17 protein-coding genes and 3 pseudogenes are annotated in these 17,469 nt (G+C 34.8%); 9 read left to right on the top strand and 11 right to left on the bottom strand.

Annotated elements, in window-relative coordinates; genetic code table 11:
- Nucleotides 1–284 (top strand): annotated as a pseudogene (locus HT703_RS10365) (XRE family transcriptional regulator); the annotation flags it as partial.
- A 401-nt stretch (nt 285–685) separates the two neighbouring features.
- Here the strand turns inward: HT703_RS10365 and HT703_RS10360 are convergent.
- A complete protein-coding gene (locus HT703_RS10360) occupies nt 686–1,921 on the bottom strand; it encodes an ATP-binding protein (protein WP_023937277.1) in 1,236 nt (411 codons plus the stop codon).
- A 945-nt stretch (nt 1,922–2,866) separates the two neighbouring features.
- Here HT703_RS10360 and HT703_RS10355 point away from each other — a divergent pair.
- Complete coding sequence (locus tag HT703_RS10355) at nt 2,867–4,759, top strand: beta-glucoside-specific PTS transporter subunit IIABC (RefSeq protein WP_023937279.1); 1,893 nt, start codon at nt 2,867–2,869, stop codon at nt 4,757–4,759.
- A gap of 83 nt (nt 4,760–4,842) precedes the next feature.
- The gene (locus HT703_RS10350) at nt 4,843–5,658 is read left to right on the top strand and encodes a PRD domain-containing protein (protein ID WP_023937280.1); all 816 of its coding nucleotides are present in this window, start codon (nt 4,843–4,845) and stop codon (nt 5,656–5,658) included.
- A 96-nt stretch (nt 5,659–5,754) separates the two neighbouring features.
- Here the strand turns inward: HT703_RS10350 and HT703_RS10345 are convergent.
- The 3 genes and pseudogenes from HT703_RS10345 to HT703_RS10335 all read right to left on the bottom strand — a co-directional run bounded on the left by HT703_RS10345 (nt 5,755) and on the right by HT703_RS10335 (nt 8,183).
- Nucleotides 5,755–6,336: pseudogene (locus HT703_RS10345) on the bottom strand (histidine phosphatase family protein).
- 29 nt (nt 6,337–6,365) lie between these two features.
- Nucleotides 6,366–7,205 carry an HAD family hydrolase gene (locus HT703_RS10340; RefSeq protein WP_023937281.1) on the bottom strand — a complete coding sequence of 280 codons (840 nt, stop codon included), beginning with the start codon at nt 7,203–7,205 and terminating at the stop codon, nt 6,366–6,368.
- Nucleotides 7,206–7,301: 96 nt separating this feature from the next.
- Nucleotides 7,302–8,183: an AraC family transcriptional regulator gene (locus tag HT703_RS10335; RefSeq protein WP_172930070.1), complete on the bottom strand. Its 882-nt coding sequence runs from the start codon at nt 8,181–8,183 to the stop codon at nt 7,302–7,304.
- A 107-nt stretch (nt 8,184–8,290) separates the two neighbouring features.
- Between HT703_RS10335 and HT703_RS10330 the strand changes: the two genes are divergently transcribed.
- The 5 genes from HT703_RS10330 to HT703_RS10310 all read left to right on the top strand — a co-directional run bounded on the left by HT703_RS10330 (nt 8,291) and on the right by HT703_RS10310 (nt 13,640).
- Complete coding sequence (locus HT703_RS10330) at nt 8,291–9,727, top strand: glycoside hydrolase family 1 protein (RefSeq protein ID WP_023937283.1); 1,437 nt, start codon at nt 8,291–8,293, stop codon at nt 9,725–9,727.
- 75 nt (nt 9,728–9,802) lie between these two features.
- Complete coding sequence (locus HT703_RS10325) at nt 9,803–10,141, top strand: putative quinol monooxygenase (RefSeq protein WP_031233762.1); 339 nt, start codon at nt 9,803–9,805, stop codon at nt 10,139–10,141.
- A gap of 258 nt (nt 10,142–10,399) precedes the next feature.
- Nucleotides 10,400–10,576, top strand: coding sequence for a hypothetical protein (locus tag HT703_RS10320; protein WP_023937285.1), 177 nt, complete (start codon nt 10,400–10,402; stop codon nt 10,574–10,576).
- A complete protein-coding gene (locus tag HT703_RS10315; RefSeq protein WP_023937286.1) occupies nt 10,576–11,187 on the top strand; it encodes a Fic family protein in 612 nt (203 codons plus the stop codon). The genes HT703_RS10320 and HT703_RS10315 overlap by 1 nt, the downstream gene beginning before the upstream one ends.
- Nucleotides 11,188–11,426: 239 nt before the next feature.
- Nucleotides 11,427–13,640, top strand: coding sequence for a TIM-barrel domain-containing protein (locus HT703_RS10310; RefSeq protein WP_023937287.1), 2,214 nt, complete (start codon nt 11,427–11,429; stop codon nt 13,638–13,640).
- A 221-nt stretch (nt 13,641–13,861) separates the two neighbouring features.
- On the opposite strand, the gene HT703_RS10305 is transcribed toward HT703_RS10310, so the two are convergent.
- From HT703_RS10305 to HT703_RS10280, 6 genes are read right to left on the bottom strand one after another with little or no spacing between them, the layout of a single operon-like run.
- Complete coding sequence (locus HT703_RS10305) at nt 13,862–14,338, bottom strand: glutathione peroxidase (protein ID WP_023937288.1); 477 nt, start codon at nt 14,336–14,338, stop codon at nt 13,862–13,864.
- Entirely contained in the window at nt 14,335–14,913 is a 579-nt protein-coding gene (locus tag HT703_RS10300; RefSeq protein ID WP_023937289.1) for a DUF3278 domain-containing protein, read from the bottom strand. The genes HT703_RS10305 and HT703_RS10300 overlap by 4 nt, the downstream gene beginning before the upstream one ends.
- A 26-nt stretch (nt 14,914–14,939) precedes the next feature.
- Nucleotides 14,940–15,266: a hypothetical protein gene (locus HT703_RS10295; RefSeq protein ID WP_000839388.1), complete on the bottom strand. Its 327-nt coding sequence runs from the start codon at nt 15,264–15,266 to the stop codon at nt 14,940–14,942.
- A gap of 10 nt (nt 15,267–15,276) precedes the next feature.
- Entirely contained in the window at nt 15,277–15,519 is a 243-nt protein-coding gene (locus tag HT703_RS10290) for a hypothetical protein (RefSeq protein WP_000712156.1), read from the bottom strand.
- 10 nt (nt 15,520–15,529) lie between these two features.
- On the bottom strand, nt 15,530–16,072 hold the full coding sequence (locus tag HT703_RS10285; protein ID WP_000712340.1) for a DUF3278 domain-containing protein: 543 nt from the start codon (nt 16,070–16,072) through the stop codon (nt 15,530–15,532).
- A 27-nt stretch (nt 16,073–16,099) separates the two neighbouring features.
- The gene (locus tag HT703_RS10280; RefSeq protein WP_031233763.1) at nt 16,100–16,282 is read right to left on the bottom strand and encodes a helix-turn-helix transcriptional regulator; all 183 of its coding nucleotides are present in this window, start codon (nt 16,280–16,282) and stop codon (nt 16,100–16,102) included.
- A 207-nt stretch (nt 16,283–16,489) separates the two neighbouring features.
- Here HT703_RS10280 and HT703_RS10275 point away from each other — a divergent pair.
- Nucleotides 16,490–16,906 (top strand): annotated as a pseudogene (locus HT703_RS10275) (helix-turn-helix domain-containing protein); the annotation flags it as partial.
- Between the two features lie 29 nt (nt 16,907–16,935).
- Here the strand turns inward: HT703_RS10275 and HT703_RS10270 are convergent.
- Nucleotides 16,936–17,469, bottom strand: a 534-nt coding sequence (locus HT703_RS10270) for an IS630 family transposase (RefSeq protein ID WP_054392949.1), incomplete at its 5' end; no start/stop codon positions are given.

Here is a 17,469-nt window from a genome sequence, read left to right as displayed (position 1 = left end):
ACATCAGAGTTCGTTACAACTACGCTCACTACCTAGTATCAAAGGAAAAATATAATGAAGCCATCCAAGAAGCTCTTGAGACTATCGAACTCTGTAAAGAGAGGCAAACAAGTTACCAACTAGCTCCCCTGCTCGTTCTCGTTGGAAATTGTGGAACACAATTCCTTGGCAAAGAACAAGTCAAAAATTATTATATAGAAGCAAGAGAGCTATGCAAGATTTATAACAATCCTTTAATGCTGATGAAGATAGAAAATTATTTGAAGGAACTAGATGCTGTTTAGTTTATCTTGATATTGGAGTGTTACTGAAACATTAAATAGCCTGTAAGGCTGATAGTTAGATTAATACTATCAGCCTTATGATTATGTGACTATTAGTTCGTCTCGCTCCGTTAGGTGCGAGACAAAAAAACCACCCGCTATGCGGGTGCAGTTCATTCAACACCTGATAGTATGCGTTTTTTAGGGTTTTAAAGACTGATTGCTCAGTCTCTTTTTCATTATAATTCAGTTATAATTTAATCTTATTTGAAAAAGTGGGTGATGCTTTTCTTTAACAAGACTATGATGATAGTACTTCCAAAAGTTATAGATCCCATGTTATCTTTCAAGTATCAGTGCTCTAAATTCGCTATATCTTGTTAGGGTTTTGGTAGAATCATTGATAACAGACTGTTGCAAATCTAGTTAGCTGCATGATTTATATTTATATATTTTTCTAGTAACCAATCTATGATATTTTTCTTCTCAATTCCATTGTAATTTGCTGTTGGCTGAATCGTATCCATTGTTAATAGATATTTTGGGAATTGATCTTTAATGGCTTCTAGTGGTCTAAGTTTTCTTTCTAGTGTTTCTGGAGCAAGTGTTGTTTCACTGACTTGATAATAAGCGTAGTGGCCAAGATCAGTTACAACAACAAAATCAACCTCATATTTATCTAAATTACCAACATATACTTGTGAATATCTACGTCTCAATTCCAAATAGACAATATTTTCCAATATATGCCCAATGTCTTCTTTGTGGTCTGGTAATAAGAGGTGTCGTAAACCTAAATCAACGGGATAATATTTTTCTAAGCGTTGCAATAATGCTCGACCTTTTACATCAAAACGTGGAACGGAATAAAAAAGTAAGCTGTCTGTCAAAGTCGTCAAATAATTTTCTAAAGTATTATGGGAGATTGAAACATTTTGGCTGACCAGGGTATTGCGAATCTTATTTGTTGATATTAAGCTACCTGTACTACTGAGAAGGGTTCGGACAATGCGCTCAATAATAGTAGGATTTGGATTTCCCAATCTAGTGACAATATCATTTAACAGTATGGAGTTATATATTCCTCTGAGATAGTCAATTTTTTCAGCGTAAGATGATGTTTGCAATAAGTAAGGGAAAGCACTAAAGAGATAACTGTTAAAAATTTCTGTTGTATTCAGATTCTCTGAGAGAGATTGGCCTGATAGGTATTCTTCAAATGACAATGGAAGAATTTCTATCTCAACATACCGACCAGTCAAGTTTGTAGCTAATTGGCTACTCATAAAGTAGGCGTTTGATCCAGTCAAATAGAGGTCAACATTTGGTAGTATAAATAGACTATCTGCTACCAGTTCAAATTTTTCAACATGTTGAATTTCATCTAAAAAGATATAGTATGTTTTCTCTCCAATTAACTGCTCTTTTATATAAGCAAATAATGTTTGAAAATGTCGGAGATCATAGTAACTCAGATCCTCAAAATTGATGGATATGATTTGATCCTCGTCTACCCCAGTTGCTATTAACTCCTCTTTATAGAGTTGAAAGAGAACAGATTTACCAGCTCGCCTAACTCCACTCACAACTTTGATGATTTGTCGGTCACGATGTCTTCTTAAAAAATCTAAATAATGTGGTCTTTTGATATAGTTCATAATAGTTACCTCAAAGATAGTATAATACAAATAGTAACTATTTTCAAATATTTAGAAATAATATTCAATTTATTTGATTATTTCTAAGTATTTAGAAATAATATCACAGGCTTTCTAAATATCTTCAGAAGAGAAAATGCCGATAACAAAAGAATTTGAACTGGCACGAAGTAGCTGTGCATTTGTTGTTGAACTACTACATCATCTTTGTGATACAGTAGTTCGTATTTTTCGCCAAATTTCAATTACATAAGCTCCGAAAACTATAAAGTGATAACCCTTTGATAACCTCTCGATTTTTAAAAGGGTTATATAAATTGTGGTTTCATATCTCAATAATTATTGGTTTTAGCTATAATTTAGTGTAAGTATCATGATGCGAATTTAAGAAAACTCAAAAGCTGTCCAATTCTCTAACCGTTAAGAACGAATTAGAATACAGCATTTACAACACCTATGGCTCAAACTATAGAGTATGTTTTAAATAATTTTTAGTAAAATTTACACCATTACTTTTTAAGATTATGATAAGTGAACCACCAACAGCCATTGGATGTTATAGTAGATTGAAATAAGATATGAACAACTCTACTAGGAAAGTCAAATTAATTTCTAGAAATGTTTTAGTAGCTACAGCGTACTATTCCAAACTCAACTAACTATAGTAGTTGGATCAGTTATTTTCTGTTGAAAGTAGTTCGCTAACTTCATGCCAAACTTCATTATTTAATTCTCAAAAAATTTTTAAAAAAGCGCTTGCAAAAATAAAAAAATGTGATATACTTAATTCATGGATTGTTACTGGTCATGCAGGCAAAACCTAAACAAATACGAGATAAGAAGCGATACTTTGCTTTCTATTTGGTATGTGTTTAGGTTTTTTTGTTACCTATTTTCCGGGAATAAGTAGTCAACTGATGACCAAAAAATATAAGGAGGTCCAATATGGCTAAATATACTGAGTTAGCACAAGATATTATTAATCACGTTGGTGGACGTGAAAATGTGAGTAGCGTTAAACATTGTGTAACACGTTTACGCTTTACACTTAAAGATGAAAGTAAAGCTGATACAGATTATCTCATGAAGCGAGATGGTGTAGTAACAGTTATTAAGGCAGGAGGTCAGTATCAGGTAGTAATAGGGAACCATGTTCCGGATGTTTATGCAGAGGTATTAGCAGTAGGCAGCTTACAAGGTAGTGGGGCAGTAGATGCTGATGAAGAAGATAGTGTTAAGAAGAATCCTTTAGATGCTTTTATTGATATTGTCTCAAGTATCTTCCAACCTTTCCTTGGCCCACTGGCAGCAGCTGGAATTATAAAAGGGATTGTTGCTATTTTAACTGCTTTCTTCGGATGGACTGCTACAAATAATGGAGTTGCTCTAGTTCTGACCGCAGCTGGTGACGGATTTTTCCAATTTTTGCCAATGATGATTGCTTTAAATGCAGCTCGTAAATTTAAAATGAATGAGTTCACCGCTTTAGCAATTGCTGCGTCTTTAGTTTATCCAAACTTAGAAGCAAGTGTTAAGAGTTTGACTGAAGTAGGTGCATCTAACTTTTTTGGAATTCCTTTAAGCATGCCCGCAGGAGGTTATTTATCAACAGTTATTCCAGCTATTCTAGCTGTATGGGTAGCTTCTAGAATTGAAAGATTTATCAAAAAGATTACACCAGATACAGTTAAGCTTTTTGTGGTGCCGTTTGTAACTTTGATTGTTTCAATTCCATTGACTTTCCTACTAGTTGGTCCTATCGCTAATACAGCGTCTGATTTACTAGGGGCATTCTTAAGTTCAGTTTATAATTTTAATCCTATAATTTATGGAGTCCTTCTAGGTACTTTATGGCAAGTGATGGTTATGTTTGGACTTCATTGGGGCCTTGTGCCGTTGGCAATACTTGAACTCACTCAGACTGGTTCAGGAGTCATTCTAGCAGGCGCTTTGTTACCATGTTTTACACAAACAGGTGTCCTTGCAGCAATTATTCTTAAAACGAAAGAAAGCAAGGTAAAAGCAATTTCTACTCCAGCTTTGATTTCTTCAATCTTTGGTGTTACTGAACCAGCTATTTATGGTGTAACGCTTCCAATGCGTACGCCATTTATTATCAGTTGTGTCGTGTCTGGTATTGTTGGTGGATTTGTTGGCATGTTCAACGTAACTATGTATTCAGTAGGTGCTTTGGGAATTTTCCTTTACCCATCTCTTGTTAGTCCGGATGGTAATTTTGGAAGTTTATATGTAGCTTTAGTTGGCACAGCAATTGCTATTATCCTCTCATTTGCAATTCAAATGTTCTTACCAGTCCCAACACTTTTTGAAAAAAATCAGAAGAAAGCAGTCACTGAAGAAACTAAAAACGATAAAGTAGAAGTGGGGAATCAAGTAATTTCAAGTCCAATTGTAGGAAATATTATTCCACTTTCAGAAACACCAGATCCAGTTTTTTCTAGTGGAGCGATGGGACAAGGAGTGGCTATTGAACCAACTATTGGGGAAGTTGTTGCACCAGCAGATGGAACAATTCGTCTTCTCTTCCCTACAAACCATGCTATTGGTCTTGCAACAGATGATGGTGCCGAATTACTGATTCATGTTGGTATGGATACAGTTGAGTTAGATGGATCTGGCTTTAAAGCTCATGTAGTTCAGGGTAATAGAGTTAAAAAGGGTCAATTATTGTTGAGTTTTGATATTGAGTCAATCAAATCAGCAGGCTATTCAGTCACAACACCAATCATAATTACAAATACTAGTAACTATCATAGTGTAAACACAATTGCAAGCGGTAAAGTCAACTTAGATCAAAACTTGCTAGAAATTAGATAGTCTAAATGGAGGTATGGGAGACGATTCAACTTCCATACCTCATTTTTGTGTTATACTATAGATACTAATAATTGGGTGAAGTCATGAAAATTAAAAAAATATTTAATAATAATGTAGTCCTATCTGAAATGAAGGATCAGGAAATCATTGTAATGGGAAGAGGTTTAGCATTTGGTAAGAAAGTTGATGACGAGCTTGATGAAAATAAGATAGATAAACGTTATATTTTGTCTCAAAATCACAGAGAAATTTTTTTTGAAATTCCTGCTGAATTATTAGAGGTTGCAGATAAAGCTATATCTTTTGCTAAATGTACATTAGATAATGCTATTAAAGATACAGCTTTTCTATCATTGGCAGATCATATGTATGGAGTTGAACAAAGAATTCGTGCTGGATTTTTTATGAAGAATTTTCTCATGTGGGATATTAAACGCTTTTTTCCTAAGGAGTATGAGGCGGGACTATATGCTAATGAGCTTTTGAGTTCTTATTTGGGTCAAGAATTGCCTGATGATGAAGCTGGGTTCATGGCGCTAACATTGGTAAATAGTGAGTTAAATTATAAGAATTCAAACGCTCGAGATTTAACACAGTTAATGGAAGAGATTATGACTATCGTGAAATATAGTTTGGAAATTCCATTGGAACAAGATGATATTTATGTTCAACGATTTATCACTCATTTAAAATTTTTTTGTGAGCGTGTATTAACAAATACAAACCAAGAAGAATTGGATGATTCTTTAATGTTTGAGCTAATGTGTAAGAAGTATCCTATTGCATATGAAACAACTAAAAAGATTGCCTTACATCTAGAAAAAACTAGACAGTATTCTATTTCTGATGATGAGCAGTTATATTTAACGATCCATCTCTCTCGTATTCGAAAGAAATAAAAAAGTCATGGAGATTTTTAAATTTCCATGGCTTTTTGTTATTGCAGATGATAATTGTTAAAACTAACGGTTCTAATAAATTAATTTATCTAATTTTTATTGATTAGAATTATTATTCCAATTGCTAAAATCATGATTGATAACTTCTTCTAAATAAAAAATATCGTTAGAGTATGTGAACTTGAGAATTCAACAATTTGTCATTCTATTTTGAATAGTTGTTTGTTCTTACTTTTCCCAGACTCTGGCAAAATTTCGAATAGCTGCTCCATGGGACACAATAAGAATAGAGTTTCCTGTATCTTCCTTCATAAGTGAACAAATAGTGTTATTTATGCGCTCTTGTAAATCTAATTGAGATTCTCCACCATAATAGACGAAGAAATCGTTATAAGGGATAGAGGGATTTAGATTTTCGCTTTCTCCTTCAAAAATACCAAAATTCCATTCTTTGAGACCTTTAATTCGTGTATAAGGTATTTTTCCATCAGTTACAATTTCCAAAGTATCGCACGCGCGCTCAGATTTTGAACTAAAAGCACTGTCAAAGATAATTCCATGTTTTTTGAAATATTCACTTGCTACTTGAGCTTGGTAAATTCCAAAGTCTGTTAGCGGAGAATCACACCAACCTTGTATAAGATGACGTTTGTTGAAAAGAGTGTGTCCATGACGCATTAAATAAAGAGTTTTTTCATCTTAATATCCTACAGTAAATTAAGTTTTCTAAAGGCATTATAAAGTCCATCTTGTCGAACATCATCTGTTATAATATCAGCCATAGCTAGTATTTCAGGACCGCCATTACCCATAGCCACACCAATATGGCAGGCTTCGAGCATTGGAATATCAACTTTAGCATCACCAAAAGCAATTGTATCAGTATGATTCGCTCCTAAATGCTTAAGAATGATGTTAACAGCATGTGCTTTATTAATATCCTTTACCCCTAATTCACCAAATAGAGCTGATTCTCCTCTACCTCCCCAAGTACCAGCTTTTAGGTGTGGGAAAACTTTTTTAGAATCTAAGTGATCTTGGTAGGAATTGAGAATAAAACTAATTTTATTAAGATCGTCTCGGTACAGTTCTCCACCATAAACTAATCCATGTAGCGCATCTTCTGGCTCCATGTTTAAAATTTGGTCTTCACTAGCTCCTTTACCTAAGGCATAGATGCGGAGTATCTGTCTTGCAGCATCACGAAAATTACGGCTCGCAAATAATCCGTTATTACTTTCAATATAGAACTCTAATCCTCTTGATTCAAGCCAATCAACAACTTGTTTGGCAGTCTCATACGGAATCAGTTGATGCATGAGAACTTGATTTTTGTACTCTATGTAGGAACCATTTCCTCCAATGATACCATCGAAGCCAATATCTAAAATTTTGTTTGGCATCTCAGCTTTACTTCGTCCAGTGCAAAGGAATACTAAGTGTCCATTTTTTCGTGATTGTTGGATAGCTATTTTAGCTGAATCGGGTATGTGATTATCGTAGTCAACAATTGTTCCGTCAACATCAAGGAAGATAATTTTTTTCATATTTCTACTCCATTTTTTAGTTTGATTTTACAGTATGATAAAAAATGTTTCTACTGCTATTCTAGCCAATTGTAATACTTTTCTAAGGTAAAATATCTATTTATCTATTTCACCTCTATATTTTCGGGGTGTTGTTTTGTAAATTTTTTTGAATTGTCGATTAAAATTTGATAAGTGTTTAAAACCTACCTCTGAGGAAATTTCTAGAACTGATAGAGTTGAGTGTTGAAGAAGTTCAGTAGCTTTACGTAAACGATAGTGGATAAGATAGTCCATACAACTAACTCCTAAATTTTTTTTAAAGAAATTCATAAAATGTGTTGGACTATAGCCACATAGTTCTGCTAGAAGATTAATTGATAAATCTTCCTGATAGTGTTCGCTTATATAATCAATAATTTTTCTAATTTTTTCTTCTCTACGATAACCATCTATTGATTGTTTACTTGAATAAACGTAATTATATTGAAAGAGAAGATGAAGCAGTTTTAGTAGCTCACTTTTTAATTCTAGTTCAAAAAATGTCTTCCTATAGTATCCTATTTCCATTGAATTAATTAGTGTTTGTCGAATTTCTGTATAACCAGGTTGATTGGGTTTAATCACACGTTTAAAGTCTAGTTGTCCATTATATAGGGGGTGTAAGTAATGAATTGCTGCAAAATCTTTTGTAGAATAACCAATTAAGTCTAATTGAAAGTTGATTGCATCCATATAGTGATAGGTATTCTCAATTGGATGTATAGAATGTAAGGCATTAGGACGAATTAAAATAATATCTCCTTTCTCACTGTTAAAATAGTCTGTATCTATATGGAATCTTGCTTGTCCTTCGTGTACATATATGATTTCCATATCTGTATGCCAGTGAAAAAGAATATCAGGTAGACCATCTTCCATAATAGTCCGGGTAAGAGAATAGGGAATTAATTCATTTTTATAAGGCGTGTTTTTATGTAGTTGTCCAAGATCAATCATAGGTTTCCTCTTAATAGGATAGTATCGTTTTTTACTATTATTGTGCAAGATTTGTCATTTTTATTTAATTATAATATAAGTATAGAAAAAAACAAAGGAGAAAATAAATGAGTAAATTTCCTAAAGAATTTTTATGGGGTGGAGCTACAGCAGCTAACCAATATGAAGGTGCTTATAATGTAGGTGATAAAGGTTTATCGGTTCAGGATGTGACACCTAGGGGCGGAGTTCCAGTAAGTGATAATGATCTAAATCCATTCATTACAGAACTGCCTACAGAAGATAATCTCAAATTGGAAGGAATTGATTTTTATCACCGTTATAAAGAAGATGTTGCTTTATTTGCAGAAATGGGCTTTAAGGTATTTAGAACATCGATTGCATGGTCTCGTATTTTTCCAAATGGTGACGAATTGGAACCAAACGAAGAAGGTTTACAGTTTTATGATAATCTTTTTGACGAACTAGCTAAATATGGAATAGAACCTTTAGTAACATTATCACATTATGAAACTCCACTTCACTTGGCTAAAAAATATAATGGATGGGTTAATCGTGATTTGATTGGTTTTTATGAGCGCTATGTAAGAACTGTTTTCAATCGATATAAAAATAAAGTCAAATATTGGTTGACTTTTAACGAAATCAACTCCGTTTTACATGTTCCTTTTATAAGTGGTGGTATTGCAACTCCAGTCGAGAAATTATCTAAACAAGATCTTTATCAAGCGGTTCATCATGAGTTAGTTGCATCCGCTTTGGCAACGAAAGTTGGACATGAAATCAATCCAGAATTTAAAATTGGATGCATGGTTTTGGCTATGCCAACATATCCTATGACACCGAAGCCAGAAGATGTGCTGGCTGCGCGTGAATTTGAGAATCAGAATTATCTATTTTCAGATATTCATGCTCGCGGTAAATATCCATCATATATTCAAAGATTCTTTAAAGAAAATGATATCAATATCAAATTTGAATCAGGGGATAAGGAGTTATTAGCTGAAAATACTGTGGATTTTATTTCTTTCTCTTATTATATGAGTTCGGTTCAAGCAAATGATCCTGAAAATTATCAATCAAGCATTGGAAATTTATTGGGAGGAATTGCTAATCCTTATTTGGAAAGTTCAGAATGGGGTTGGCAAGTTGACCCTATTGGTTTACGTATAGTGCTGAATAATCTTTATGATCGTTATCAGTTGCCGTTGTTTATTGTTGAAAATGGTTTGGGTGCTAAAGACGTTCTAATTGAAGGTGCGGATGGACCTACTGTTGATGATGACTATAGAATCGATTATCTCAAAAAACATCTACAACAAGTAGGTGAAGCCATTGAGGATGGAGTAGAATTGTTAGGTTATACTACATGGGGATGTATTGATTTAGTATCAGCTTCAACAGCCCAGATGAGTAAGCGTTATGGATTTATTTACGTAGATAGAAATGATGATGGATCTGGAACATTAAATCGCTATAAGAAAAAATCATTTTATTGGTATAAAGAAGTGATTGAAAGTAATGGCGAAACTTTATATGATTGATTCATAAAAAACAAGTTTAGATCCTCATCTAAACTTGTTTTTAAAAATTTGAAGGATGATTTTGGAGGATATGAGATGACATTGACTATTCATGTATATTATAAGGGTGATGGAGATAGTGCAATAAAGTTTGCAAGAGAAATGCTTGATAGTGGCCTTGTTGAAGAAATTAGAAATCAAAAAGGTAACTTGAAATACGAATATTTTTTACCAATTGAAAAAGAGGGAACTATTCTCCTTATTGATCAGTGGACAAATCAAGAAGTTTTAGATGAACATCATCAATCAAAGACAATGCAGAATATCTTAGATTTAAGAAGAAAATATCACTTGCAGATGCAAGTTGAACGTTATATAGAAGATGATTCTGGGATAACAGAAAGTGATAAGTCGTTTATAGACATAGGGAATTAGAATTATTGTGAGAGTTTTTGTAGTTTGAAAGTATTGAAAATCGTATAGATATCATTACGAGAATACAAGAAGATATTGTTCTATTTCAATTTAAAATTACTTCTTTCCTTAACAATAAGGAAAAAGAACGCGTTTTCATCTTTGAGTTTGAAGTTTATAAAATAGGCTAAATGTGCTGAAATTTAGATATTACAGACAAAATAAAATATTTAAAAGCGACAGAGAAACATGGTATAATGTAACTATAGGAGGTAGTATATGTCCTTAGATATAGATAAAGAAAAGATGACAATCATGGGAGTAGCTTTTGAAAACCGCTCCATTTTTAAGAGTGTTTGGTATGCTTTAAGTACAAATATGATTGAAGGATGGCGACCTACGGTTAGTGATGTTGAAAAATTACGAGATGAAGCTCTTGCTCTGGGGATGGCTTAATGAAGCGTAAATGTTATGATTCTTATGACTATATTGATCCGAATAATTTATATACCTATCCAGATTCTTCAGTTCTAAGAAATAAGCAGGAAGAACGAGATGAGCAAAAAGCACGCGATCTTGAATATCGTATGGTTGCTAGTAAGAGTTTGAAATTATTTATCAATCCTACCCCAGTTTATAGTGTAGAAGATATATTGAAAATTCATCAATTTTTGTTTGAAGATATGTATCATTGGGCAGGTGAATTTAGAAAAGTCAATATTTCAAAAAGTGGTAATGCTTTTATGCCGATTCAGTCTTTCGATACAGCACTCACTTACCTTAATAATTTGATAGATAGATTTCATGACAATGCTAATAGTAGAAAAGAAGTCATTCAGTTATTGGTCGAAATTTTAGATAATCTCAATTATTTTCATTCATTCCGTGAGGGAAACGGTAGAACGCAGAGGGAGGTTATTCGCTCTTTAGCTTTAATGAAAGGTTATGAATGTGAAATATCAATCGGTGATGATGATGAGATTTATCACCTGTATATGGATGGTACAGTTTATGGAGACAAAACTAAATTAACGAAGTTATTTGAAAAAATTCTTTTCAAGTTATGAGTTGCTACTGATAGATAGTTAATAGTTTAAAAGTAGTTTGTTTTACAACTGCATAAGCTTAGAAAAGTTGAAAAGGAATAACTCTTTAACATCTTGATTTGTTAAAAGATATTTTGTCCACTACATTTTTTCAATTGAGTATTATTTGTCATAGATAGAACATTGCATTCAGAATAACGAGAAACGCATCAAAAATGGTGCGTTCTGTTTTTATGCTACCATAAAAGGAGGACAACAAATTGAAAATTTTTAAGGGAGAGTTTTATCGAATCTCTGTATTAACAGACAAGTTAGTGAGGCTAGAATACTCTCAAACTGGAAATTTTGAGGATAGAACGACACAACTTATCTACAATAGAGATTTTGGCCAAGTTTCGTTAGATTATATCGAGACATCAAACGTACTAGATATTATGACGGACTATTTTCATCTGCACTTTAATAAAGGAGAATTTAACGCCGAAAATTTATTTATAGAATTAAAAGGAAATTTTGCCGTATATGGTAGTCGCTGGTATTTTGGTGAATCTATTGAAACGTTAAAAGGAACAGCTCGGACTCTGGATGAGGCAGATGGAGCAATCTCGTTAGAAGATGGAATTATTAGCCGAAATGGTATAGCCTTATTGGATGATTCTCAAGGATTTATTTGGGATGAACAGTCTGGTTATATTGAGAGAGAAAATCAAATTGACCTCTATTTCTTTGCCTATGGGCATGATTATAGAGGAGCAATCAGAGACTTTTACCATTTGACTGGTTCAACACCCTTGTTGCCAAGATATGCTTTAGGCAATTGGTGGAGTAGGTATTGGCCTTATACGTCGGATGAATACTTGGATTTAATAGACAGATTTAAAACAGAGAACATTCCATTATCTATCGGTGTGTTAGATATGGATTGGCATATCACTGACATTCCAGCTCGTTTTGGAAGTGGCTGGACAGGATATAGTTGGAATAGAAACTTAATACCTAATCCAGAACAGTTATTGCAACAACTTCATGATAGGAAGTTAAAACTCTCCTTAAATGTCCATCCTGCTGATGGTATACGGGCTTATGAAGAAGCTTATCCTCAAGTCGCAAAACGATTGGGGTTAAATGTAGAACTAGAAGAACCTGCTATTTTTGATTTTTTTAATCCCTCTTTTAGGGAAGCTTACTTTAAAGATGTTCATTATGAGCTAGAAAAGCAGGGAGTAGATTTTTGGTGGATTGACTGGCAACAAGGGACACAAGGTATGTTGGATCCACTGTGGCTTTTAAACCATTATCATTATCAGGATAGTTGTAAAAATGCAGAAGGTGGCTTGATTTTATCAAGGTATGCAGGTCCTGGTAGTCACCGCTACCCTGTTGGTTTTTCAGGAGATACCATTATTAGTTGGAATTCCTTAAGATTTCAACCTTATTTTACAGCGACAGCATCAAATATCGGTTATAGTTGGTGGAGCCATGATATCGGTGGGCACATGCTGGGGGATTATGACGAGGAGCTACAAACTAGATGGCTACAGTTTGGCGTTTTTAGTCCGATAACTCGCTTACATAGTTCTAGAAGTCCCTTTAATAGTAAAGAACCTTGGTTTTTTTCAGAAACAACATCTAAGATTATGAAGAAATACCTTCGTTTGAGACATCAGATGATTCCATATCTATATACCATGAATGTAAAGACACATGAGGAAGGTGCCCCATTAATCAGTCCAATCTATTATTTCTACCCAGAGAATGATGAGAGCTATAATGTTCCAAACCAATACTTTTTTGGAACAGAACTGATGGTGGCTCCCATTGTAGAAAAGATGGATTTGACATTCCAATCTGCAAAAGTGGATGTATGGTTCCCTGAAGGTGAATGGTATGACTTCTTTTCAGAGAAAAAATATACAGGTGGTGTGAAGTTGAGTGTTTATAGAGACATTTCGACTATACCTGTGTTTGCAAAAAGTGGTGCAATCATTCCCTTGGTTGGTTCTGAGATAGATATGGGTGTTGATTTACCTGAAGTTGTAGATTGGTATGTATTCCCAGGCAAACAACATTCTTTTGAAATGATTGAAGATCAAAATGGTCAAAGATATAAAACAAGATTATCAATCGATTGGGAAATGGGGATGGTAGAGTTAACATTACAAGGAGATTCTAGTATCGTTCCAAACAATAGAAAACATAGAATTCATTTTAAAGGAACGAATGTGTCTATCATTGAATTGCCAAATAAGAATGATACAGCTAGATTTGAATGGAAAGATAATAAAAGGACATCCCTAAATGACGAAGTTTTTAGACTACTAAAGACGGCTTCTCTTCCATATGAATTAAAAGATAGATTGTTAAATCAATTCATCAATGCCAAAAATTCTCATGACTTAATGAATATCTTGCATCGTCAGGACGAGGAATTGAGAGGGCGTTTGTTGGAAATGATATTTACTAGCGAAAACTAATTGAAATAATTAGAAAGTCATTTGTTTAGTGTATATGAAGCTTCGGTATGGTATTTGTTATCATTGGTCACATTGAAAATGTGAAATAAGCACCTACAACATAGACTTTACAACACTTCATGTTTCATATCATGGAGTGTTTTTCTATTTAAGTCAAAGCCAATCAAAAAATCTCACTATTCATCAGGCTAAAAGAAACCTAATCATAGTGAGATTGTGAATTATAGTAATTTTTGTATCGCCTCTTCAATTTGTTTGGGGTCTGTTTTTGAAGAGAAGCGCTCCAAGACCTGCCCATCACGACCGATGAGAAACTTAGCGAAATTCCATTCGATTCGTTTTCCTAGTGGGCCAGATTTTTGGTCTGTTAACCAAACATAGAGAGGGTCTGTCTCCTTGCCGTTGACCTTAATCTTGGCAAAACGTGGGAAGGTGGTTTGATAGTTTAGGCTACAGAAGCTGTTGATTTCCTCTGAGCTGCCGGGTGCTTGTCCCATAAACTGATTACAAGGGAAGTCTAAGATTTCAAAACCTTGTTCTTGATAGCGGTCATAGAGTTCTTGAAGTCCCTGGTACTGGGGCGTTAAACCACATCCAGTAGCAGTGTTGACAACCAAGAGAACTTTCCCACGATAGGCATCTAGTGGAGTTTCTTGATTGTCTTGGTTCAAGACTGAAAAATCGTATAGTGAAGTCATTGCTTGCTTTTCTCCTTCTGATTGGTATTTTTAGGAGTTTTTTCCTCCTGTAGTGATAGAAATCCGTAGGTCAGGGTTCCAAAAATGCTACCGATAATCAGGCCATACATTAGGAAAGGAACACTTTTATCGAATTGCACGAGCAACTTCCCAAAATCTGAAAAGGACATCTGCTGAACGAAGACTTTATGAAAGATGAGTAGGGTAAAGAGGCCAATCTGAATACCGATAAACACAATCCAGCTTCGGAATTTGATTTGGCCTTTGCTGTAGGTTTTGAGGATAATTTCTGACTTGTCATCTTTTTCCAGCTGGAGTTCTTTGACGACTCTTTGAGTTTTTAAAGTAATGAAAAAAATGAGTCCAGAGTAAACGTAGGGCATGGCATAGCGAACGGCTTCTATGAAGCGTCCAAATAACAGATAAAACAAGAAGAGAAAGAAGGAAGAATAAACGATTTGGACCATGGAACGGGCACAGGCTTTGTAGATAATCTCTTGCCGGCATTCATCAAAAGGGCCTTGGATATGAAAGAGATTTCGAAGTAGGCGAGTGGTGAAGTCTTCTTTTTTCATGTTAGTAATCTCCTAGATGAGTGGTTTTACTGACTTTCTTTTACGAATTGATAGAGATAATAAAGATAAGTGATAGAAGAAAGGCTAGCGATAGTCAGCAGTAAATAATATTTCCAACCGCTTGAGATGAGCATCAGTTGTGGTAAAGATAGAATCATAAAGTACAGTGCTAAGTTGAGTATGCGTGTTTTTTGGGAGTCAATCTTTAGATAAGTTAGCCCTTTGTTAAGTGCTGGAATAAAGACTAGCCCGAGGAATATCTCGCTGATTGGCAAGTTCCCTGAAACGATGATGAAGATGAGCAGGGAACTGAACAAAAGATGATAGGTAAGTAAAGTTACTAGTGATTTCATAAGGCACCTCCTAATCCTGGTCTTTTTTAGCTCTTGCAATACGAAGTGAGTCGACAATATGTATCATCACTCCGAAAAAGAAAGCTCCCAGTATAGTTTTAAAAATATGTTTTGTATTTAGAAGAGAACTGATAAAATTTGGATTTTCACTTGTTAGGGTATCAATGAGTGGAATTATAAAAAATATCACTGTTCCATAAATCGAACCTGCTTTCAGACCAGGATAACGTAACTGTTTCTGTTCTTTTTTCATGAGTTTCCTCCTAATCATTATCCTGATTTTTCTTGGCTTTTGCAATGCGACGGGAGATGATAATTTGTATAATCACTCCGAAGAAGAAAGATTGGAGAATACTTGAAAAAATATTTTTAAAAGTGAGAAGAGACTGAAGATAGTCCTGACTCTCACCTAGCAGTATATGGAGAAGAGGGGTTGAAAAAAAACTCATTAATCCATAGAGTAGACCTGCTTTCATACCAGGGTAGTGTAGTTGCTTGCTTTCTTTCTCGCTCAGCATATCTGGATCAATAGCTGTAATCCCTGTTTTTTTGGTTTGGGAGAGCACATAGAGAGCAGAAATCATCGAAATGCCGAATACCACAAGAGGATAGCCGATAGCGACAATTTGTGGGTATTTATAAGCGAGGACAAAGGGGATGAGATTTCCAAATGTCATCAGATAAAAGAGGATGATAAAGACTTGATTGCCGATACGATCAGCCTCGCGTCGTTTGTGTTCATCAAGTGGTCCTGAAATGCCATAAATGCGTTTGATCAGTTTTTCCGTGAAGGTTTCTTTTTTCATAAGTTTGCTCCTTTTTTAAAAATTATCCTACCAAAAGAGACTGTTGAGGTCAGTTTGGAGGCTGCGGGCGAGATTGAGACAGAGTTCCAAGGTTGGATTGTACTTGTCGTTTTCAATCATATTGATGGTCTGTCTCGAGACACCGATATCCTTGGCTAGTTCTAGCTGGGAAATGCCCAGTTCCTTGCGAAATTCTTTCACACGATTCATCTGGTCTCCTTTCTGATTTATGTCGTATATATTTGACTATATTATATTCTTTTAAATATAAAGTGTCAAGTATTTTTGACATATTTTTTGAAGAAATAGTAGTCTCCTTGTCCGATTATCACATTAAAATGAAAGCTCTTCTAGGCATAAGAAAACACCTCTGTGTTATACTTGTTGTTCAACCACAAACACAAGAAAGGCACAGAGATGCAAGAAAATTATACTACAAAAGGTAAACATTTGACAATCGATAGCCGCCGCTTAATCGAAAGATGGAAAAAAGAAGGGAAATCAAATAGAGAAATTGCCTTTCTGCTTGGAAAAGTTCCTCAAACTATCCACACTGAAATCAAGCGTGGGACAGTCCGACAATGTCTTGGAAAAGGGTGCTTCAAAGAGGTTTATTCTGCCGACTATGCTCAACAGTCTTATGAAAACAATCGCAAGCGCTCGGTCAAGAAATCAAGCTTGACCAAGGAACTAAAGGAAAAGATTCTCCACTATCATAACCAAAAATTTTCGCTTGATAAGAAACAGGCTAGCACCAACTTTAAACCTGCTGGTCAATCCATCGAACAGCGGCCTGAAGCTATAAATCTTCGCTTGGAGAATGGGCATTATGATACTCAATCATTTTCAAAAAGCAACCTTATTCATTGTCTGCTGACAGTGGACTTTAAAACGCTTTTTTCCAGTCCTTGAATAACTTCTTGAAGCTTATCAATGACGGCTTCCAATGTTTGGAAAGCCTTATTTTTGAAACCTCGTTTTCGAATTTCTTTCCATACTTGTTCAATAGGGTTCATTTCTGGAGTATAAGGTGGGATAAAAGCTAACTCAATATTACTTGGAATCTCTAAGGTACTTGATTTATGCCATATAGCATTATCCATGACAAGTAAAATATAGTCATCTGGATAAGCTTGTGAGACTTGCCGTAGAAATTCATTGGTCCACTCAGTATTGCATCCTCCAGCAATGAGGAAAAAGGAATCTCCTGTCTGAGCATCTACTGCCCCATAACAATAGCGATATTCTCGCATATAATGACTAGGAATGCTAGGTCGGATTCCTTGAGGAGCCCAACAAGAACTCATCTTACTGATTCTTCCGAAACCAGCTTCATCTTGGTACATCAAACGTACTTTGTTATAAGTCCCCTCTTCTTTAAAGCGCTTACTCAAGGT

It is taken from the genome of Streptococcus sp. 3874, from assembly GCF_013276425.1.
GTDB lineage: Bacteria > Bacillota > Bacilli > Lactobacillales > Streptococcaceae > Streptococcus > Streptococcus pseudopneumoniae.
This window is presented reverse-complemented; position numbering and strand designations above follow the sequence as displayed.

Excerpts from the sequence above, each read along its gene's own strand:
- HT703_RS10290 (WP_000712156.1), bottom strand. The coding sequence starts at position 15,519 with ATGAAAAAAGAACAGAAACAGTTACGTTATCCTGGTCTGAAAGCAGGT.
- HT703_RS10335 (WP_172930070.1), bottom strand. The coding sequence starts at position 8,183 with ATGATTGATCTTGGACAACTACATAAAAACACGCCTTATAAAAATGAA.
- HT703_RS10315 (WP_023937286.1), top strand. The coding sequence starts at position 10,576 with ATGAAGCGTAAATGTTATGATTCTTATGACTATATTGATCCGAATAAT.
- HT703_RS10355 (WP_023937279.1), top strand. The coding sequence starts at position 2,867 with ATGGCTAAATATACTGAGTTAGCACAAGATATTATTAATCACGTTGGT.
- HT703_RS10330 (WP_023937283.1), top strand. The coding sequence starts at position 8,291 with ATGAGTAAATTTCCTAAAGAATTTTTATGGGGTGGAGCTACAGCAGCT.
- HT703_RS10350 (WP_023937280.1), top strand. The coding sequence starts at position 4,843 with ATGAAAATTAAAAAAATATTTAATAATAATGTAGTCCTATCTGAAATG.
- HT703_RS10360 (WP_023937277.1), bottom strand. The coding sequence starts at position 1,921 with ATGAACTATATCAAAAGACCACATTATTTAGATTTTTTAAGAAGACAT.
- HT703_RS10340 (WP_023937281.1), bottom strand. The coding sequence starts at position 7,205 with ATGAAAAAAATTATCTTCCTTGATGTTGACGGAACAATTGTTGACTAC.
- HT703_RS10295 (WP_000839388.1), bottom strand. The coding sequence starts at position 15,266 with ATGAAATCACTAGTAACTTTACTTACCTATCATCTTTTGTTCAGTTCC.
- HT703_RS10285 (WP_000712340.1), bottom strand. The coding sequence starts at position 16,072 with ATGAAAAAAGAAACCTTCACGGAAAAACTGATCAAACGCATTTATGGC.
- HT703_RS10320 (WP_023937285.1), top strand. The coding sequence starts at position 10,400 with ATGTCCTTAGATATAGATAAAGAAAAGATGACAATCATGGGAGTAGCT.
- HT703_RS10325 (WP_031233762.1), top strand. The coding sequence starts at position 9,803 with ATGACATTGACTATTCATGTATATTATAAGGGTGATGGAGATAGTGCA.
- HT703_RS10300 (WP_023937289.1), bottom strand. The coding sequence starts at position 14,913 with ATGAAAAAAGAAGACTTCACCACTCGCCTACTTCGAAATCTCTTTCAT.
- HT703_RS10305 (WP_023937288.1), bottom strand. The coding sequence starts at position 14,338 with ATGACTTCACTATACGATTTTTCAGTCTTGAACCAAGACAATCAAGAA.
- HT703_RS10280 (WP_031233763.1), bottom strand. The coding sequence starts at position 16,282 with ATGAATCGTGTGAAAGAATTTCGCAAGGAACTGGGCATTTCCCAGCTA.